The organism is Corynebacterium sp. 1103A (genome assembly GCF_055700955.1).
The window spans coordinates 34201-51550 of record NZ_JASTTF010000002.1; the positions used below are offsets into that span (position 1 = coordinate 34201).

A 17350-nucleotide genomic window follows, 5' to 3' on the forward strand; every position below is an offset into this window, starting at 1 on the left:
CCCGAAAGGATAAAACCATGACCGTATTGCACTACCACCACTTCCCCGCCGCCCAAGACACCTCCGCCCCGGTGGTCCTGCTAGGCTCTATCGCTTCTACCACCGCGATGTGGGCGCCGGTGGCCGACGAGCTAGCCGGGGCTCACCGCGTCATCGCCATCGACCACCGCGGCCACGGGCGCTCGCCGGATATCACCGAGCCGGCCAGCATGGAGGCTCTTGCCGCCGACGTACTGGAGACGCTGGATGAAGCCGGCATCGCTAGCTTTAGCGTGGTGGGCCTGTCCCTGGGCGGGGCGATGGCCCAGTACCTGGCCGCGACCTCGGAGCGCGTGGAGCGCGCCGCCTTCCTGTGCACCGCCTCCTACTTCGGCGGCCCGGACAAGTGGCTGCCCCGCGTGGAGCTAACCAGCCGCGAGGGCCTTGCCCCCATGGCCGAGTCCGTGGTGGGGCTCTGGCTGACCGATAAGTTCCGCCGCACCCACCCGGCCACCGCGGCCGCCTGCCTCGACATGGTCCTTGCCACCCGCGGATCTGGCTACGCCAGCTGCGCCCACGCCCTGGCCGGCTGGGACTTCACCGAGTGCTTAACCGACATCGCCTGCCCCGTGCTCACCCTCGCCGGGACCGACGACGCCTCCACCCCACCCGCCACCGTCCACTCCATCGCCGAGCGCGTTAGCGGGCCGGCCACCACCGTGACCGTGCCCGGCGCGCACGTGCCGACCCTGGAATCCCCCGCTGACGTGACGAAGTCGCTGGCAGACTTCCTGTCCGCCTAGTCGCGGGTGAAGAAGTCCACCTTGTCCCAGTCCGGCTCGAGCCCCAGGCCTGGGCCTTCGGGCAGCTCGACCTTACCGTCGCGGTAGACTAGGTCCTCGGTGGTGTAGGACTCGCGCAGCAGCAGCGGCCCGAACAGCTCGGAGCCGAAGTTAATCTCCGGCGTGGAGCACGCGAAGTGCAGCGAGGCCGCCGTGCCGAACGGGCCCTCCAGGCTGGTCGCGCCGTGGCAGGCCAGCCCCGCGGCCGCCGCGACGGCCACGGTCTTCTTCGACTCCTGCAGCCCGCCCAGCTTGGTGGTCTTAATAGCCACCACGTCGGCGGCCTGCTCGCGCACGACGCGCAGGGCATCGGCCGGCGAGCACACCGACTCGTCCGCCATGACCGGCACGCCCACCCGGGTGGTGATTTCCCGCAGCGTGGCCAGGCCGTCGGCCGGGGTGGGCTGCTCGAAAAGTTCCACGCCCGCCTCCGCCAGCCGCGGCAGGTAGCGCAAGGCGGTGAGCCGGTCCCAGCGCGCGTTGACGTCGATGCGCAGGCCCACCTCACCGCCCAGGGCCTCGGCAAGCTCAGCGATGCGCCCGGTATCCCGGTCCGGATCGCCTGCGCCCATCTTCAGCTTGAACGAGGTGTGCCCGAAGCGCTCGCGGCGGTCGCCAATCTCCTCCAGAGCCTCCTCCAGCGGCAGCACGCCGAGCGCCCAGGTCACGTCGATAGCCTCGCGCACGCGCCCGCCCAACAGGTCCGTGACCGGCACGTCCAGCGCGCGGGCCCAGGCGTCATGCATGGCGACGTCGCAGGCCGCCTTCGCAAAACGCATATTCGCCACGGAGCGCTCGAAATCCGCCACGATACCCGCCAGCTCATTGACCAGCCGGCCCTCCATGTGCGGGCGCAGGTGGCCGTCGATGATGACCTTCATTGTCTCCGCCGACTCCCCGCCCCACCAAGGACCGCCGGGCACCACGCCCTCGCCGTAGCCGACGATGCCACCTTTTAGCCGCACCATCACCAGCAGGATGGGCTGCGCCGTCGTCGTGTAGGTGGCAAAGCCGTGCGGGCGAAACAGCGGCACGTCCAGCAGGCGGGTTTCTACCTTGTCGATTAACAAATCACTCATTGCTCAATCCTCGCTTCTATTCCTAGGTTTAACGCACCAAAAGCCCCGCCGCTACTTCATGCGGCTGGGGCCAGGTGTGGTGGGGTGCTAATCCCTTAGGCTTCTTCCTTGTCGAGTGCGAACGGGTAGGTCACCACGTCGATGCCGCCCTCGCCCGGCTGCGGGTCCAGGATGAGCTCTGGCTTGACGGCGGTGGCGACGTCGTTGTCGACCCAGTCGCCGCCCTGGAAGTACAGCTGCGTGGTGATCTCGCGGTAGCCGGGGTGCTTGACGCGCAGGTGCAGGTGCGCCGGGCGCCACGGGTGGCCGCCGTAGGACTCAACGAACCAGCCGGTCGGTCCGTCGGTCGGAATCTGGTACGGGGCCGGCTTGACGGTGGTGATTTCGTACTCGCCGTTCTCGTTGGTCACGATGGTCCCGCGCAGGTTCCACTCCGGGATGCCCGGGGCGTACTGGGAGTAGTAGCCGTCCTCATCGGCGTGCCAGAGCTCGACGGTCGCACCGGCCAGGCCGTTGCCGTCCAGGTCGGTGACCTGGCCCTTGAAGACCAGCTGCTCGGAGTCATTGTCCTTGTCGCGCATGGGCATCTCGGTCTTCCACGGCAGCTTCGGGGCGTTGGGCACGTAGTACGGGCCCTCGATGGAACCCTTGGTGCCGGTGAAGTTGTTGCGGTTGTAGTTGATTTCCTCAATCTCGTGCTCGACGAAGACGTCCAGCCACAGCGGCCACTCGCCGTACTCGCCGACCTTGATCATCCAGTCCTTGAGCACGCGGTACTCGTCGTAGGTGACCTGGTGCTTGTGGGCGACCTCGGCGATGGCGGCCAGCAGGTCCTTGTAGATTTCCCCGGCGCGTTCCTTCGAGGTGTCGGCCTTGACGATGGTGTTCTTGAACGCGTCGGTCGCGGCGTTGCCGGAACCCTTGGCGGACAGTTCCTCGTCGTGGGCGTTTGCCAGCTTAGACATGGGGTGCTCCTTCGTTGTCGGTGTTTCGGTCTTGCGGTGTGCCAAGCGCCCGACCCGTGATATGGGCGACTTGATGAGCATAAGTGTGTTTCAACTCACCAAGGTGCGCAAGCCCCTTTTTTGGAGCGTGTTTTTTGGTTACGCTACCCTAATACTCCCCTATAGCATGGCCTAACAGCACTTTCCCCGCGCTCCGCCGCCACGCGAACGCGGCACCCCTAACAACCACTAGGCCCCACCCTGAGCCTTGGGGGTGACGGTACACCCGGCGGCGCGAAAAATACTTATCTCAGCAAATAAAGGCTTACCTAACCGGGTTTGCACTGCGCGTTTTCGTCCCGCGAACCGCCTGGCGGCCTTGTGAACGTGCAACCCTTAAATCACCCTAGAGCTTTCCCTAATGCGACTCGCGTCACGTTCGACCCATTATTGTCACACCTTCACCGAAAACGTGAGGGCGAACACATGACGTTGCTTGAAGTGCACAACGAGGAAAGGTTTTCCCATGACTGCCCCCACCTCTTCCGCCCGCGAGATCCTCTCCCGGGCGCTGGACAACCGCCCGGACGAGGGCATCGTTCGCGTGAACCGCGAGGTCTTCACCGACCAGGAGATCTACGACCTAGAGATGAAATACATCTTCGAGGGCAACTGGCTGTTTCTGGCCCACGATTCCCAGATCCCCAACCCCGGCGACTACTTCACTACGAATATCGGCCGCCAACCCGTCGTCATTACCCGCTCCAAAGACGGCGAGCTGAACTGCCTCATCAACGCCTGCTCCCACCGCGGCGCCATGCTCTGCCGTAAGAAGGTGGACAACCGCACCACCATCACCTGCCCCTTCCACGGCTGGACCTTCTCCAACGACGGCCAGCTCATCAAGGTCAAGGACGAAAAGGACGGCGGCTACCCGGACAACTTCAACACCGACGGCTCCCACAACCTGCGCCGCGTTCCCAAGTTCGCCTCCTACCGCGGCTTCCTGTTCGGTTCCCTGAACCCGGATGTCGTCGACCTGACCGAGCACCTGGGCGATGCCCGTGTCTTCCTCGACATGCTCATCGACCAGTCCCCCGAGGGCCTCGAGGTGCTCAAGGGCGCGTCCACCTACACCTTCGACGGCAACTGGAAGCTGCAGGCCGAAAACGGCGCCGACGGCTACCACGTCTCCTCCACCCACTGGAACTACGCCGCGACCACCTCCCGCCGCGGGTCCGGGGAGTCCAAGAACGACACCAAGGCCATGGACGCCGGCAAGTGGGGCCAGCAGGGCGGCGGCTACTTCTCCTTCCCGAACGGCCACCTGGCGCTCTGGTCCACCTGGGCCAACCCGGAGGATCGCCCGCTCTACGACCGCCTGGACGCTCTCAAGGACCTGCACGGCGAGGAACGCGCCAACTTCATGGTCGGCGCCTCCCGCAACCTGTGTCTGTACCCGAACGTCTACATCATGGACCAGTTCTCCACCCAGATCCGCCGCCTGGAGCCGAAAGGCGTGGACAAGACCGAGGTGACCATCTACTGCATCGCCCCGAAGGGCGAGTCCGCCGAGTCCCGCGCCGCGCGCATCCGCCAGTACGAGGACTTCTTCAACGCCACCGGCATGGCCACCCCGGACGACCTGGAGGAGTTCCGCAGCTGCCAGAAGACCTACCAGGCCTCCGCCTTCCCGTGGAACGACATGACCCGCGGCCAGCAGCAGCAATCCGAAGGCCCTAACGACAAGGCTCAGGAGCTGGGTATGAACGAGGTGCTCTCCTCCGGCGCCCGCACCGAGGACGAAGGCCTCTACCCGGTCCAGCACGGCTACTGGGAGCAGGTGATGCAAAAGGCCCTCGACCACGAGGAATCCGGCGCTATCAAGCAGCGGGAAGACAATGAGGCATCGCAGGCCGCGACCGTCGACTACGCCAAGCAGAAGGCCGCCGCCAAGGCCGAAGCCGCCGAAAACGCCCCTGCTCGCCGCCGTCGCCGCCGCCGCTAAAAACAACTCCAAAGGAGAAACGCCATGTCACAGACCATCACGCGCACGGAAATCGAAGACTTCCTCTACTACGAGGCCCGCCTGCTCGACGACCGCGACTTCGAAAATTGGCTGAACTGCTACCGCGAAGACGCCGAGTACTGGATGCCGGCCTGGGACGTCGACGACGAACTGACCCAGGACCCGCAGCAAGAAATCTCGCTCATCTACTACCCCAGCCGCGCCGGCCTCGAAGACCGTGTCTTCCGCATCCGTACCGAGCGCTCGTCCGCGACCTCGATCCCGGAGCCGCGCCACAACCACAACATCACCAACGTCGAAATCCTGGAGCGCCGCAACGACGCCGTGGACATCCGCTTCAACTGGATTTCCTACTACTTCCGCTACAACACCACCGACCACTACTTCGGCACCACGTTCATCACCCTGGATACCTCCCAGGACAGCCTCCAGATTGCCAAGAAGAAGATCGTGCTCAAAAACGACTACATCCACCACGTCGTGGACATCTACCAGGTCTAAACCACCGCTGACACTAGGAAAGGTGAGAAATCATGACTGCACCGCATAAGGTCGCGCTGGCCTTCGAGGACGGCGTCACGCGCTTCATCGACTGCGCGGAAAACGAAACCATCGCTGATGCTGCCTACCAGGCCCGCATCAACATCCCCTTCGACTGCCGCGACGGCGCCTGCGGGACCTGCAAGTCCTTCTGCGACGCCGGCGACTTCACCGAGGGCGACTACGTCGACGAGGCGCTCTCCCCCGACGAGGCCGCGGAAGGCTACATCCTGGCCTGCCAGACCAAGCCGCTGACCGACATGGTCGTGCAAATCGCCTCCACCTCGGAGATGGCCAAGACCGGCGTCAGCGAGTTTGCCGGCGAGGTCGCCGCCTTGGACCGCCTGTCGGACTCGACCTTCAAGCTGTCCGTCAAGCTCGACGACCCGTCCGCCCTGCACTTTCTGGCCGGCCAGTACATCAACATCACCGTGCCGGGCAGCTCCGAGCACCGCTCCTATTCCTTCTCCTCCGACGTCTCCGACGAGCTGGCGACGTTCCTCATCAAGCACACCCCTGGCGGGCTGATGTCGACCTACCTGGACGAGCGCGCCGCCGTCGGCGATCGGCTGACGATGGCCGGCCCCGTCGGTTCCTTCTTCCTCCGCGAGCCGCTGGATCCCATCCTGCTGCTGGCCGGCGGCACAGGCCTGGCCCCCATCATGGCCATTCTGGAAAAGCTCTCCCGCGACGAGCTGCTGGACGTGCCCGTCCGCCTCATCTACGGCGCCACCTTCGACCACGACCTGGTGGAGCTGGAGCGCCTCGATGCCTTCCGCGACAAGCTGCCGGACTTCGACTACACCACCGTCGTGGCGGACCCGGAGTCCTCCCACGAGCGCCGCGGCTACGTCACCGACCACATGGACATCAGCGAGCACCTGCACGACGGCGACGCCGACGTCTATCTGTGTGGCCCGCCGCCGATGGTCGAGGCCGTCCGCAAGTACCTGGACGGCCAGGAAACCCCGCCGCGCAACTTCTACTTTGAGAAGTTCAACCCGTCCACCACGGCGGAAAAGGCTAAAGAAACGGCAAAGGAGTCCGCCTAAACCATGTCTTCCACGCAATCCAGCCCCGGCGAGGTCCCCGTCGGCGGCGAGGAGACGTCGCAGCTGTATACCCCCGACCGCTTCCGGGGCCGCAGGGTCGTGGTCACTGGGGCCGCACAGGGGATTGGCCGGGCGGTAGCGAGGCGCATCGCGCGCGAGAACGGCTCCGTGTTCCTAGTCGACCGCTCACCCCTCGTGCACGAGGTCGCCGAGTCCCTGTGCGAGCTGACCTTGGGCGCGGTCGGCTCCGCCACAGCCGACCTGGAGACCTTCAGCGGGGCCCAGGACGCGCTCGTTAAGGCCGCAGAGGCACTCGGCGGGGTGGATACCGCCGTCAACAACGTCGGCGGCACCATCTGGGCTAAGCCTTACCAGCACTACACCGAGGACGAGATCGCGCAGGAGATCCAGCGCTCGCTGTTTACCACCCTGTGGTCCGTGCGCGCGGAGCTGCCCCTGCTTATCGATGCCGGCGGCGGCACCATCGTCAACGTCTCCTCCGTGGCCACCGCCGGAATCAACCGCGTTCCTTACGCCGCCGCCAAGGGCGGGGTCAACGCCCTGACCTCCGCCCTGGCGAAGGAGGCGGCCGGCCACAACGTGCGGGTCGTCGCGGCCGCGCCCGGCGGCACGCTGGCGCCGAAGCGGCAGGTCCCCCGCGGGCCGGGCCCCGGCACGGAGCAGGAGAAGGCCTGGTACCAGGAGATCGTCGACCAGACCATCGAGTCCTCGCTGGCCAAGCGCTACGGGACCCTGGACGAGCAGGCCGCCCCGATCGCCTTCCTCGCCTCGCCGGAGGCCTCCTATATCAACGGCTCGGTCCTGCCGGTCGCCGGCGGGGATCAGGGCTAGTGCACTCTTCGATCACGGCCCCGAGCAGAATCGGTAGACTCAGAACACATGCCCCACCCCACTAGTGATTCCCGTCACTCACGCCGGCACCTGTTTTCAGCCCTGGGCCAGTTGGGTCCAGGCGAAAGCCTCATTGCCAGCATTTCTGGCCCGGCCGGTGCGGGCAAGACGGAGCTGACCCGCCGCATCCTCCAGTCACTGTCTGGCTGGTCCACGGTGCAGGCCGCCGCGCTGGACTGGGACGACACCCCGCTGCTGGACCTCATCCGCGCCCGCCTGCTGGCCCGCTCCCGCCACCCGCACGCCAGCCTGAAAAGCGTGCTGGATACCCCCGATGCCGCCACGCTCATCATCATCGACGACGCCCACTGGGCCGACCCAGAGTCTCTCGAGCAGCTGGTCACCCTGGCCCGCCGCCTCACGGTGGGCACGATGTGCCTGGTCTTTACCATCGATGCCACCCACTCCGGCACCAACCGCCTCCCGATGCCGCGGCTGCGCGCCATCTCCGACGTCGTCGTCGACATCCCGCCGCTAGGTGCGGAGGAGATCCAGTCCCTGGCGCTGACCCACCTGGGCGTGCACCTGTCACCGCTGTCCGCGCTGAGCCTGCAGCACGTCTCCGGCGGGCGCCCCTCGCTGGTCCGCCAGCTCCTCGACGTCGCCGCGCCGGACCACTGGCGCGATCCGAACCCGCTCATCCGCCTGCCGGAGGCGTGGCACGGGGCGCTGGCGGCGCGCATCGACGGCCGTAACCTGGGCGACCTGCTGCCGATTGCCGCCCTCGAGCACCTGCACCGCTCCAGCCTCGACCTGGGCCTGATCGAGCGCCTCGATCCGCAGGCCGCCGCCAACCTGGAACCCGCCCTGGAGGCGGGCATCCTCGCGCTGGCCACCGACGACCACCAGCACAGCGTCTACTTCCGCCACCCCACCGACCGCGCCGTTGTCCGCTCCACCACGGATCCCGCCCGCGCACGCCGCCTCCACGCCCGCGCCGCGGACTACTACGCCGCCCGCGACGACATCGACGCCGCCACCTTCCACCGCGCCCTCAGCCAATCGGCCGGCTCCACCGCCCCGCAGGATCTGGCCGAACGCGGCGCCGCCCTGGGGCAGGCGGGGCGCTGGCGGGCGGCCGCGGACTCCTACCGGCTGGCGGCGCACCTGGCGGACGGCGAGGAAGCATCGACAAGCTATACGCTGTTGGCTATCGAGGCGCTCATCGCCGGCTCCGATATCCGACAAGCCAAGCTGTATACGGCGCTGCTCAACTCCGCGGGCGCGGACCCGCGGGTGGACTCGGTGCGCGGCTACCTCGCCCTGCACGAGGGCCGGCGGACCGAGGCCCGCGGCGTCCTCGACCGCGCGTGGGCGAAGCTCGAGCGCGACGACACCCCGGACCGCTCCCTGCGCGCCACCGTCGCGGCCCGCCACACCTTGTACTACCTCCACGAATGGCGCCCCGCGCAGGTCCTCGACTGGGCCCAGACCACCGCCCAGTGGTCCCCCGCCGACGATGCCCCCAGCGCCGAAGCCCGCTACCTATCCTCCTTCGCCCACGCCATCCAGACCGGCACCGACCACGCCGGACCCGCCCTGCCGCACGAAACCCCGGCCCTGGCCCACCGGCGCGCGATGACGCAGGGCTGGCTGTCCGTCGTCCACGACGACCCCGTCACCGCCAGCCAGCTGCTGCGCACGACCTACCACGTGGAAGGCTCCGAACGCATCGCGCTGTGGATGGATGCCTGGCACGCCCGCGCGCTGCTGCTGATGGGGGACCTGGACGGAGCGCTGGGCATCGTCGAACGGGGCCTGTCCCGGGCCGAGCAGTTCGGCATTAGGGTGCTGGAGCCGGTGCTACTGTGGACCGGGTCCATCGTCGCGCACTACCGCGGCGACCGGGAGCTGGGGCGCGACTACACCAACCGGCTGACGCTGAGCCAGGACGCGTTTCTGATTCAGCGCATCCCCTCCGCGATGACGCAGATGCACTCGGCCGCCATGAACAAGGACTTCCCCGCCGCGGTGCGCTTCGGGCGCTCGCTGTACGAGATGGGACGGCTGGTCGACATCGGCCAGCCCGGGTTCTGGCCCTGGGAGGACATCTGGGCCCAGCAGCTCCTCCACGCCGGCGATGCCACCCTCGCCGAAGAGGTCACCTCCCGCGCCGAAGAACGCGCCGCCGGCAGCGACATCCTCTCCGTTACCGCCAAACTGGCCGTCCCGCGCGCGGGCTTGCTCATCCAGCGCGGCGAGACCTCCGCCGGGCTGAAAAAGCTCGCCGATGCCGTCGAGATGATCGAGTCGCGCCCCCTGCCCTTTTACCAGTCGCGCATCCTGTTCGAGTACGGGCGCATCCTGCGCCGCCTGGGCCGGAGGCGCCACGCCGATGAGATCTTCAGCCGCGCCGGCGAGGTCTACGCTGCGATGGGCGCGCCCGAATTCGTCGAGCGCTGCAACCAGGAGCGCCGCGCCAGCGGCCTGGGGCGGCGCACCACCGGCGCCGGCGGGCTGACCCCGCAGGAGGAGGAGATCGCCAAGGCCGTCGCCGACGGCGCCAGCAACCGCGAGGTCGCCGAGGAGCTTTACCTGTCGACCAAGACCGTCGAGTACCACCTGACGCGGGTCTACCGGAAGCTCGGGATCCGCTCTCGCAACGAACTTCCGCGTGCCCTCGCGCACGCGGGCCCCGACAATTAAATAGACCATCCGCAACCTACCCCTGAACTACCCACTGGACCTACCCGCTGAACCTACAAGGAAAGGACTTTCTACCATGCTGTTTCTTGCCCGAATGGACGTCACCTTCCCCGATCACCTAAGCCCCGAAGAGGTCGCCGATTTCCAAGCTCGCGAAAAGGAGTACTCCGGCTCGCTCCAGGCCGCCGGCAAAATGAAGGGCATCTGGCGCGTGGTCGGCGAGTACTCCAACTACTCCATCTACGACGCCCCGGACAACGATGCCCTCCACGACATCTTCGCCGGTTTCCCCATGTACAAGTACATGAAGATCCACGTCACCCCGCTGGCGAAGCACCCCAACTCCACCGACGCCGTCGCCTACTGATTCCCGGGCGCACCACCTAGGCGCGCCCCCCTAGCTGCACCATCCAACCGCGCGACCCATACGCGCAACCTGGGTGCCTGGGTGGCGCAAACAAAGCGCGCCGAGTAGGCACGCTGAATGGGCGTTCACGGTCTTCAACCGTGGACGCCTACTCGCGTGTTCCTGGTGTTTGCTGCGCGTCTGCCACCAGATCAGCCGCCGGCGGACTAGGCCGGCACGCGTTCGGGTGGTATCCACACCACCCGGCCGCCGACCCTAGCCATCCGGCCCCTAGCCTGCGCTGGGCCCGGCCCATCCTCATTGGCACCGTTATGGTGCGGGCACAACGTCGCCAGGTTCGCCGCGTTCGTCGGACCACCCGAGTCCCACGACTCCAAATGATGAACCTGGCACTCATCCGCACCAGCCAAACACTCCGGCCACGCACACACCGGATGCTCCATCAACGCCAAGCGCCGCTGCTTCCACGAGGCCAAACGCACATCCCGGTAACAATTAACCGGGCCGACCACCGGATCGAAAACCCCAACGTAGCCAACCTGCTCAAACGCCCGAGTCACCAACTCCGCACCACTGATCACCGCGCCGTTGGTCAGCTGCACGGTAATATCCGCGGCATCCTTGCCACCAACCAAGTGCCCGAAATCCTTGAGATTAACCACCACATTAGTGGTAACCGACGCGCGTACCCCGCCGCGGCACCTACCGCCGGCACCGACCCCATCACCGGCCCCGGCAGCTTCCCCGTCGCCGCTGGTGAAAACCGCGCGCGCATCCTCGACGGTGCGGACTTGAGCTTTGATATCGGCGACGAGGCCAGCATCGGCGATAAGACGCATCGACCACAACCCCTCCGCCGAACGCCGGTAGATCACCCCCGGCTGCGGCGTCAGGGCAGGCCGGGCCTCCTGAATTTTGCGGCGGGCCGTGGCGGCCATTGCCTTGGCATCAACCGGCTGGGCAGATAACTCCTCCATGATGCGCCAGGCATCGTTTGTGTTTTTCACCCGCCGCAGTACCCCACGCAACACGTCGAGCACGGGCAGGCAGTGGCCGTGGCGGGCGGCATTCGCGCGCACCCGACGCTGGCGGCGGGCCTGCCTGACCGGACCGAAAAACACGCCAGCCAAGTCGAAGAGACGCTCCAGCTCGTCACGACCAGAGCCAGCGGCCGCGCGCTCGGCATCCCAATCGGCGTGCCAAGCACCCTCCACGATCTCAATGCCAGGCTGGGTCACGGCAGCCACGAACCTAGAAAAACAATCCCCCGATCTCATGCCCCACACACTAAGGCAGACCCCACAACCCCGCAACCGCGGCGGGGCAACTACTTGCCCAACCAGGCGTAAGCGGCGGTGATAAGGGCCTCGGTGCCGGTCTGCAGCGTCGGCTGCTGGACAGGCGCGAAGAACGGGCTGTGGTTCGGCAGCTCCTCGCCCTCCTTGCCGCCGCCGAAAACCCAGTAGCAGTACGGGGTGCCGAAGGCGTCGGCGACCACGGAGAAGTCCTCAGAGGCGGTAAACCGGTCGGCGTCCTGGACGCGGTCGCTGCCCAGGTGTTCCTCGAAGGCCTCGCGCACGCGGGCGGTGACGTCGGCGTCGTTGTCGGTAAGCGGGTAACGGTCGGAGAAGCTGAACTCCGGCTCCTTCGGCGAGCGCGCGGCCTCGCACTCGGCCTTCACGATCCGCTCGATGGCGGCGATGATCTTGTCGCGCACGTCCTCGTCGTAGGCGCGGATGTTGATCTTCAGGGTGGCATCAAACGGGATGACGTTGGCCTTGGAACCGGCCTGAACGGAGCCGACGGTAACCACGCCGAACTCGCTCGGGTTGAGCTCGCGGGAGACGATGGTCTGCAGGCGCATGACGATCGAGCTAGCCAGCACCACCGGGTCGACGCTCAGGTGCGGCATGGACCCGTGAGAGCCGGCGCCGAAGACCTTGACGGTCACGCTGGTGGCCGTCGAGAGCACCGGGCCCGGCTTGATGGCCACGCTGCCGGCGGGCACCACGCTGCAGAAAACGTGCTGGCCCAGCATGACGTCCGGCTTGGCGACCTTGTCCACCACGCCGGCGTCCACCATGGACTGCGCTCCCTCGGCGGTTTCCTCGCCGGGCTGGAAGAGGACTTCCAGGGTGCCGGACCAGGCATCGGTGGCGTCCTTCATGAGGGCGGCCACGCCCATGAGCGCGGCGACGTGGGAGTCGTGGCCGCAGGCGTGCATGACGCCGTCGACGGTGGAGGCATAGTCGAGGCCGGTGTCCTCCTGGATGGGCAGGGCATCGAAGTCGGCGCGCAGCATCACGGTGGGACCGTCGCCGTTTTCTAGGACACCGACGACACCGCCGCCGACCTCCACGACGTCGTAGTCGAATTCGCGCAGCTTGTCCGCGATGATCCCGCGGGTGCGCTCCTCTTCCATGCTGAGCTCGGGGTGCTGGTGCAGGTCAACGTACAGCGTCTCCTGCTTCTCACGGATCCCGTCGTAGCCGCTAACGATGTCCCCTACTGCCATGGGCTGGCTCCTTCCGGTTCACTAAAGCGTACGGGAGCCAGCCTACGCCGAAACCAACGCCTAGCAGCTGGCCTTGTCCAACAGCTCCAGAATGTGGTGATAGTCGGAGCCGGTCGCACGTGTCAGCCCCAGCTCGCAGGTGCGGTTGGTCGACGCGTGGTATTGGGCGCCGAGTTCCTTGGCCTGGGCGGCCTCGGCGCGGGTGGCGGACGCGGTCAGCTCGGGGTGGAGCATGCCGCGGTCGCCGGCGTAGCCGCAGCAGTTCCAGGCGGTAGGCACGTTGACCTCGCGCGCGGCGGCACCGGCCACCTTTTCCAGGTCGGGCATAATCCCCAGCTGGAAGGCGGAGCAGGTCGGGTGCAGCGTGACGGACTCGGCGGGGTGCGCAACATCTAGGGCCGGGAGGATGTGCTCGGCGGTGAAGGCGATGGCATCGATAACGGTGACACCGTGGGATTCCAGCAGGTCGCGGAAGCCGGCGGTACAGCTGGAGGCGTCGACGATAACGGGCAGCTTCCCGCCGTCGGTCAGCGGCACGACGGTGTCTACAACGCGCTTTTCCATCACGTCGTGGCCCTCGCTTAAGCCCTTGGACGACCACGGGGTGCCGCAGCAGAGCTTGTCGATGCCACCGGGCACCTCCAGCGCCAGCCCGGCGCGCTCCAGGAGGTTGACGAAAGCATCGGTGGCGCCGGGGCCGTCGCCCTGCGGGCCGAACATGGTGTTCACGCAGGCGGGCAGGAAGATGCCGGTCACGGCGGCGCGGTTGTTGCCGACGCGGCGGCCCAGGCGGGCGCGGGGTTTGCCACCCTTGGACAGCTCGGGCTGGTACTGCGGCATGACGTCGGAGCCGACCAGGCGGCGGCCGACGTCGGTGACGGCCTTGACCAGGGAGGTCGGCAGGAAGTGGGCGCCGGTCAGCGCTACCGATGCGCCTTCGCTGACCACCGGCCAGCCCTTCGCCGCGGCCTTCCACCCGGCCTGCAGGACCGGCTGGGCCTGCTCGCGGCGAAGGCGCTTGATGAACTTGCCGGTGTCGATGCCCACCGGGCAGGCGGTGCGGCACATGGAGTCGACGGCGCAGGTCTCGATGCCCTCGTACTGGTAGGCCTCGTCAAGCTCGGCGACGGTGGCATTATCACCGGCCTCCTCGGCGCGCTTGCGGGCGCGGCGGACCACGATGCGCTGGCGCGGGGTGAGCGTGAGATCCCGCGACGGGCACACCGGCTCGCAGTAGCCGCACTCCACGCAGCGGTCGATCTCTTCCTCGACGGTCGGGTTGAGCTTGATGTTTTTGACGTGGGCGTCTGGGTCGTCGTCGAGGATGACGCCCGGGTTCATGGTATTGCCCGGGTCGCAGGCACGCTTGAGCTCCTGCATGACGGCGTAGAGCTCGTCGCCGTACTGGCGACGCACATACGGCGCCATCGCGCGGCCGGTGCCGTGCTCGGCCTTGAGGTTGCCCTCGGCCTCCAGCACCAGGGAGACCATGTCCTCGTTGAAGTTGTTGAAGCGGCCGATGGCCTCGTCGCCCTCGAAGCGGTCGGTGAGCAGAAAGTGGATGTTGCCGTCCTTGGCGTGGCCGAAGATGACGGCGTCGTCGTAGGAGTAGCGGGCGAAGATGTCCTGCAGGCCGGCGCAGGCGTCCGCCAGGTCGGCGACCGGCACGACGATGTCCTCCAGCAGCGCCGTGGTGCCCGACGGACGGGCCTCCGCGACCTGGGCGTAGAGGCCCTTGCGGAAGTTCCAGGCGGCGGTGCGGGTGGCGGCATCGGCGGAAAATTGCGCCGGGGACTGGAGGTTGAGCTCGGCCAGCAGCTTCGATCCGGCCTGCTCCTTGGCGTTGATTTCGTCCTCGCTGTCGGCGTGGTACTCGATGAGCAGGGCGGCCTGGGAGTCGACGTCGAAGCCGGTGATGGCCTCCGGGACCTTGTCGAAGGTGCGGCCCACGCGGATGGAGGCCGAGTCCATCAGCTCCAGGGTGGCCGCGCCGGTATCTAGCAGATCCGGCAGGCTGCGGGTAGCGGCGTCCACGTCTGGGAAGACGGCCACGGAGGTGGTGGTCAGGCGGGCGATCGGCACGGTGCGGAAGACGGCCTCGGCGATAAAGGCCAGGGTGCCCTCCGAGCCGATGATGAGGTGCTCCAGGATCTTCGCTGGGGTCTCATAGTCCAGGAAGGAGTTCAGGCCGTAGCCCATGGTGTTTTTCAGGCTGAAGTGCTTGGTGATTTTCTCCACCGACGCCGGGTTGTCCACCACACGGCGGCGCAGGCGCTGGAGGGTCTCGAAAAGCTCGGGCTCCTGCTGGGCCAGCTGCTGGTCGGCGTCTGGGCAGGCGGTATCCAGGACGGTACCGGACGGCAGGACCAGGGTCATCGATTCCAGGGTGCGGTAGGTGTTCAGCTCGGTGCCGCAGGCCATGCCGGAGGAGTTGTTGGCGATCACACCGCCCATCGTGGCAGCGGACTCGCTGGCCGGGTCCGGGCCCAGCTTGCGGCCGTAGAGCCCCAGGCGGGCGTTGACCTGGCGGACCGTGGCGCCCGGCTGGACGCGCACGCGCTCGCCGCCATCGAGGACCTCGATGCCGCGGAAGTGCTTGCGCACGTCCACTAGGTAGCCGTCGCCGGCGGACTGGCCGGCCAGGGAGGTGCCGCCGGAGCGCAGGGTCACGGGGATGTTGTTAGCGCGCCCGGCGCGGAAGGCGGCGGCGACGTCATCGGCGTTTCTGGCTTCGATGACGGCTTGCGGGGTGAACAGGAAGTGGGAGGCATCGCTGGCCGCGGCCACGCGATCGATCAGGGCGGTGTTGACGTCGAGGCTCATGCCTTTAATTGCACGCCCGTCGGCACACCCCCGCAAGTAAGGAGGGGGTTAGAACGGGGTTAGTTCCGGGGTGCGGGCGGCGTCGGCGCTCCCGCGGGCGGAGTGATACGCGGGTAGTGCCGCCAGGTGCCGCGGCGGGCGTCGGCCCCGGCATCGGTAGCTGCCTCGTCGTGCACGGTCGGCGCGGGCCGGTGCGGGGTGGGATCCCAGTGGCCATCGACGAGCCGGACCTGGCAGAACCAGCCAAGGGCCAGCACGGCCAAACCGACGAGGCCGACCAGGACAAGGCCCACTACCCCGCCGGCCTCGGACGCCCAGCCGATGAGCATGCCGAACCAGCCGAAATCGGCGTCGCCGAAGGTGGTGTTCGCCGAGCCGAAGGATCCCAAAACGCCCAGCAGGAAGGCCGGCAGGAAGGTGATGAGCAGGCCGTTGACGAAGCCGCCGGCGGCCGCGCCGCGCCGCCCACCGGTGGCGTTGCCGTACACACCCGCGGCGCCGCCGGTGAAAAAGTGCGGGACGAGACCGGGCAGGATGAGTGCGGCCCCGAAGGCCGGGCCCAGCCACAGCGACAGGACCGCCAGGCCGACCAGCCCGCCGGCGAACGAAGTCAGGAATCCGACTAGGACGGCATTTTGGGCGTACGGAAAGACGATGGGGGCATCGAGGGCCGGGATGGCGCCGGGCACGACCTTGGCGGCAATACCCTGGAAGGCGGGCACGAGCTCGCCCAGGATGGTGCGCACGCCAAACAGGATGACGGCGACGGCCACGCCGAACTGCAGGCCCTGGGTCAGCGACTGCATGAGGTAGTTGCCCACCCCGGTCGCGCCGTTCTCGAAGGCGGCGAAGGCCGCGTCGCCGGCGCGGGCCAGAAACAGCAGGGCGAGCACGATGTACATCAGGGCCATCGACAGCGCCGTTGCGACCATGGAGTCGCGCAGGAAGCGCAGGCCCTCCGGCAGGTGGAGCTGCTCGGTGGAGGCGGACGGGCGACGCTTGCCGCCGACCAGCTTGCCCACCGCGCCCGCGGCCACGTAGCCGGCGGTGCCGAAGTGGCCAATTGCTACGGAGTCGTCGCCGGTGATGCGCCGGGTCCACGGGTGCGCGATGGCCGGCAGGGAGACCATCAGGATGCCCAGGAGGGCGGCGCCGAAGACGATGACCACCCAGGCGGGGTAGCCGGCGGGGGCGAAGACCATCGTTAGCAGGGTGGCCATGAACAGCACGTGGTGGCCGGTCAGGAAAACGTACCGCAGCGGCGTCAACCGGGCCAGCAGCAGGGAGACCACGAAGCCCAGGATCATCACCCAGGCGACCTGGCTGCCGAACTGCTGCTGGGCGATGCCCACGATGGCCTCGTTAGTCGGCACCACCCCGTGCGCGCCGGTCGCGCCGGTAATCATGACGCCGAGCGGCTCCAGGGAGGCGGTGACCAGCCCGGCGCCGGCGTCGATAAGCAGGAAGCCGAGCGTGGCCTTAATCGCCCCGCCCAGCACCTGGCCGATGCCCCGGCCCAGCGCGCTAAGCCCAATGGCGGTGATGATGCCGATGAGGAACGCCGGCACGGCCAGGATCTCATTGACCACGAAGTTAGCGGCGTCTACCAGGATGTTCATGTG

At 67.4% G+C, this 17350-nt stretch carries 12 protein-coding genes and 1 pseudogene; 7 read left to right on the forward strand and 6 right to left on the reverse strand.

All coding sequences use genetic code 11. From position 1 onward, the window contains the following. Window positions 1–17: 17 nt before the first annotated feature. The gene (locus tag QQS52_RS01725; RefSeq protein WP_472772306.1) at window positions 18–782 is read left to right on the forward strand and encodes an alpha/beta fold hydrolase; all 765 of its coding nucleotides are present in this window, start codon (window positions 18–20) and stop codon (window positions 780–782) included. Here the strand turns inward: QQS52_RS01725 and QQS52_RS01730 are convergent. Together QQS52_RS01730 and catA are read right to left on the reverse strand one after the other, a co-directional pair. After that, a complete protein-coding gene (locus QQS52_RS01730; protein ID WP_472772307.1) occupies window positions 779–1900 on the reverse strand; it encodes a muconate/chloromuconate family cycloisomerase in 1122 nt (373 codons plus the stop codon). The two genes, QQS52_RS01725 and QQS52_RS01730, sit on opposite strands and share 4 nt — an antisense overlap. 95 nt (window positions 1901–1995) lie before the next feature. After that, window positions 1996–2865, reverse strand: a complete 870-nt coding sequence (catA, locus tag QQS52_RS01735; RefSeq protein ID WP_472772308.1) for a catechol 1,2-dioxygenase — start codon at window positions 2863–2865, stop codon at window positions 1996–1998. Between the two features lie 505 nt (window positions 2866–3370). Here catA and benA point away from each other — a divergent pair. From benA to QQS52_RS01765, 6 genes and pseudogenes are all read left to right on the forward strand, one after another. Then, the gene (benA, locus tag QQS52_RS01740; protein WP_472772309.1) at window positions 3371–4852 is read left to right on the forward strand and encodes a benzoate 1,2-dioxygenase large subunit; all 1482 of its coding nucleotides are present in this window, start codon (window positions 3371–3373) and stop codon (window positions 4850–4852) included. Window positions 4853–4876: 24 nt separating this feature from the next. Beyond that, window positions 4877–5374, forward strand: a complete 498-nt coding sequence (gene benB, locus QQS52_RS01745; RefSeq protein ID WP_472772310.1) for a benzoate 1,2-dioxygenase small subunit — start codon at window positions 4877–4879, stop codon at window positions 5372–5374. 32 nt (window positions 5375–5406) lie between these two features. Next, window positions 5407–6441: pseudogene (gene benC / locus QQS52_RS01750) on the forward strand (benzoate 1,2-dioxygenase electron transfer component BenC); the annotation flags it as partial. A gap of 27 nt (window positions 6442–6468) precedes the next feature. Next, on the forward strand, window positions 6469–7317 hold the full coding sequence (locus QQS52_RS01755) for a 1,6-dihydroxycyclohexa-2,4-diene-1-carboxylate dehydrogenase (RefSeq protein WP_472772311.1): 849 nt from the start codon (window positions 6469–6471) through the stop codon (window positions 7315–7317). 48 nt (window positions 7318–7365) lie between these two features. Beyond that, complete coding sequence (locus QQS52_RS01760) at window positions 7366–10023, forward strand: helix-turn-helix transcriptional regulator (protein ID WP_472772312.1); 2658 nt, start codon at window positions 7366–7368, stop codon at window positions 10021–10023. A 76-nt stretch (window positions 10024–10099) separates the two neighbouring features. Then, window positions 10100–10390, forward strand: coding sequence for a muconolactone Delta-isomerase family protein (locus tag QQS52_RS01765; RefSeq protein ID WP_290225087.1), 291 nt, complete (start codon window positions 10100–10102; stop codon window positions 10388–10390). A gap of 206 nt (window positions 10391–10596) precedes the next feature. Here the strand turns inward: QQS52_RS01765 and QQS52_RS01770 are convergent, their stop codons facing one another. The 4 genes from QQS52_RS01770 to QQS52_RS01785 all read right to left on the reverse strand — a co-directional run bounded on the left by QQS52_RS01770 (window position 10597) and on the right by QQS52_RS01785 (window position 17347). Beyond that, on the reverse strand, window positions 10597–11628 hold the full coding sequence (locus tag QQS52_RS01770; RefSeq protein WP_472772313.1) for an HNH endonuclease signature motif containing protein: 1032 nt from the start codon (window positions 11626–11628) through the stop codon (window positions 10597–10599). A gap of 89 nt (window positions 11629–11717) precedes the next feature. Then, a complete protein-coding gene (locus QQS52_RS01775; RefSeq protein ID WP_472772314.1) occupies window positions 11718–12905 on the reverse strand; it encodes an amidohydrolase in 1188 nt (395 codons plus the stop codon). Window positions 12906–12965: 60 nt separating this feature from the next. Further along, complete coding sequence (locus QQS52_RS01780; RefSeq protein ID WP_472772315.1) at window positions 12966–15728, reverse strand: FAD-binding and (Fe-S)-binding domain-containing protein; 2763 nt, start codon at window positions 15726–15728, stop codon at window positions 12966–12968. Window positions 15729–15787: 59 nt separating this feature from the next. Beyond that, on the reverse strand, window positions 15788–17347 hold the full coding sequence (locus tag QQS52_RS01785) for a PTS ascorbate transporter subunit IIC (protein ID WP_472772316.1): 1560 nt from the start codon (window positions 17345–17347) through the stop codon (window positions 15788–15790). Window positions 17348–17350 lie beyond the last annotated feature (3 nt).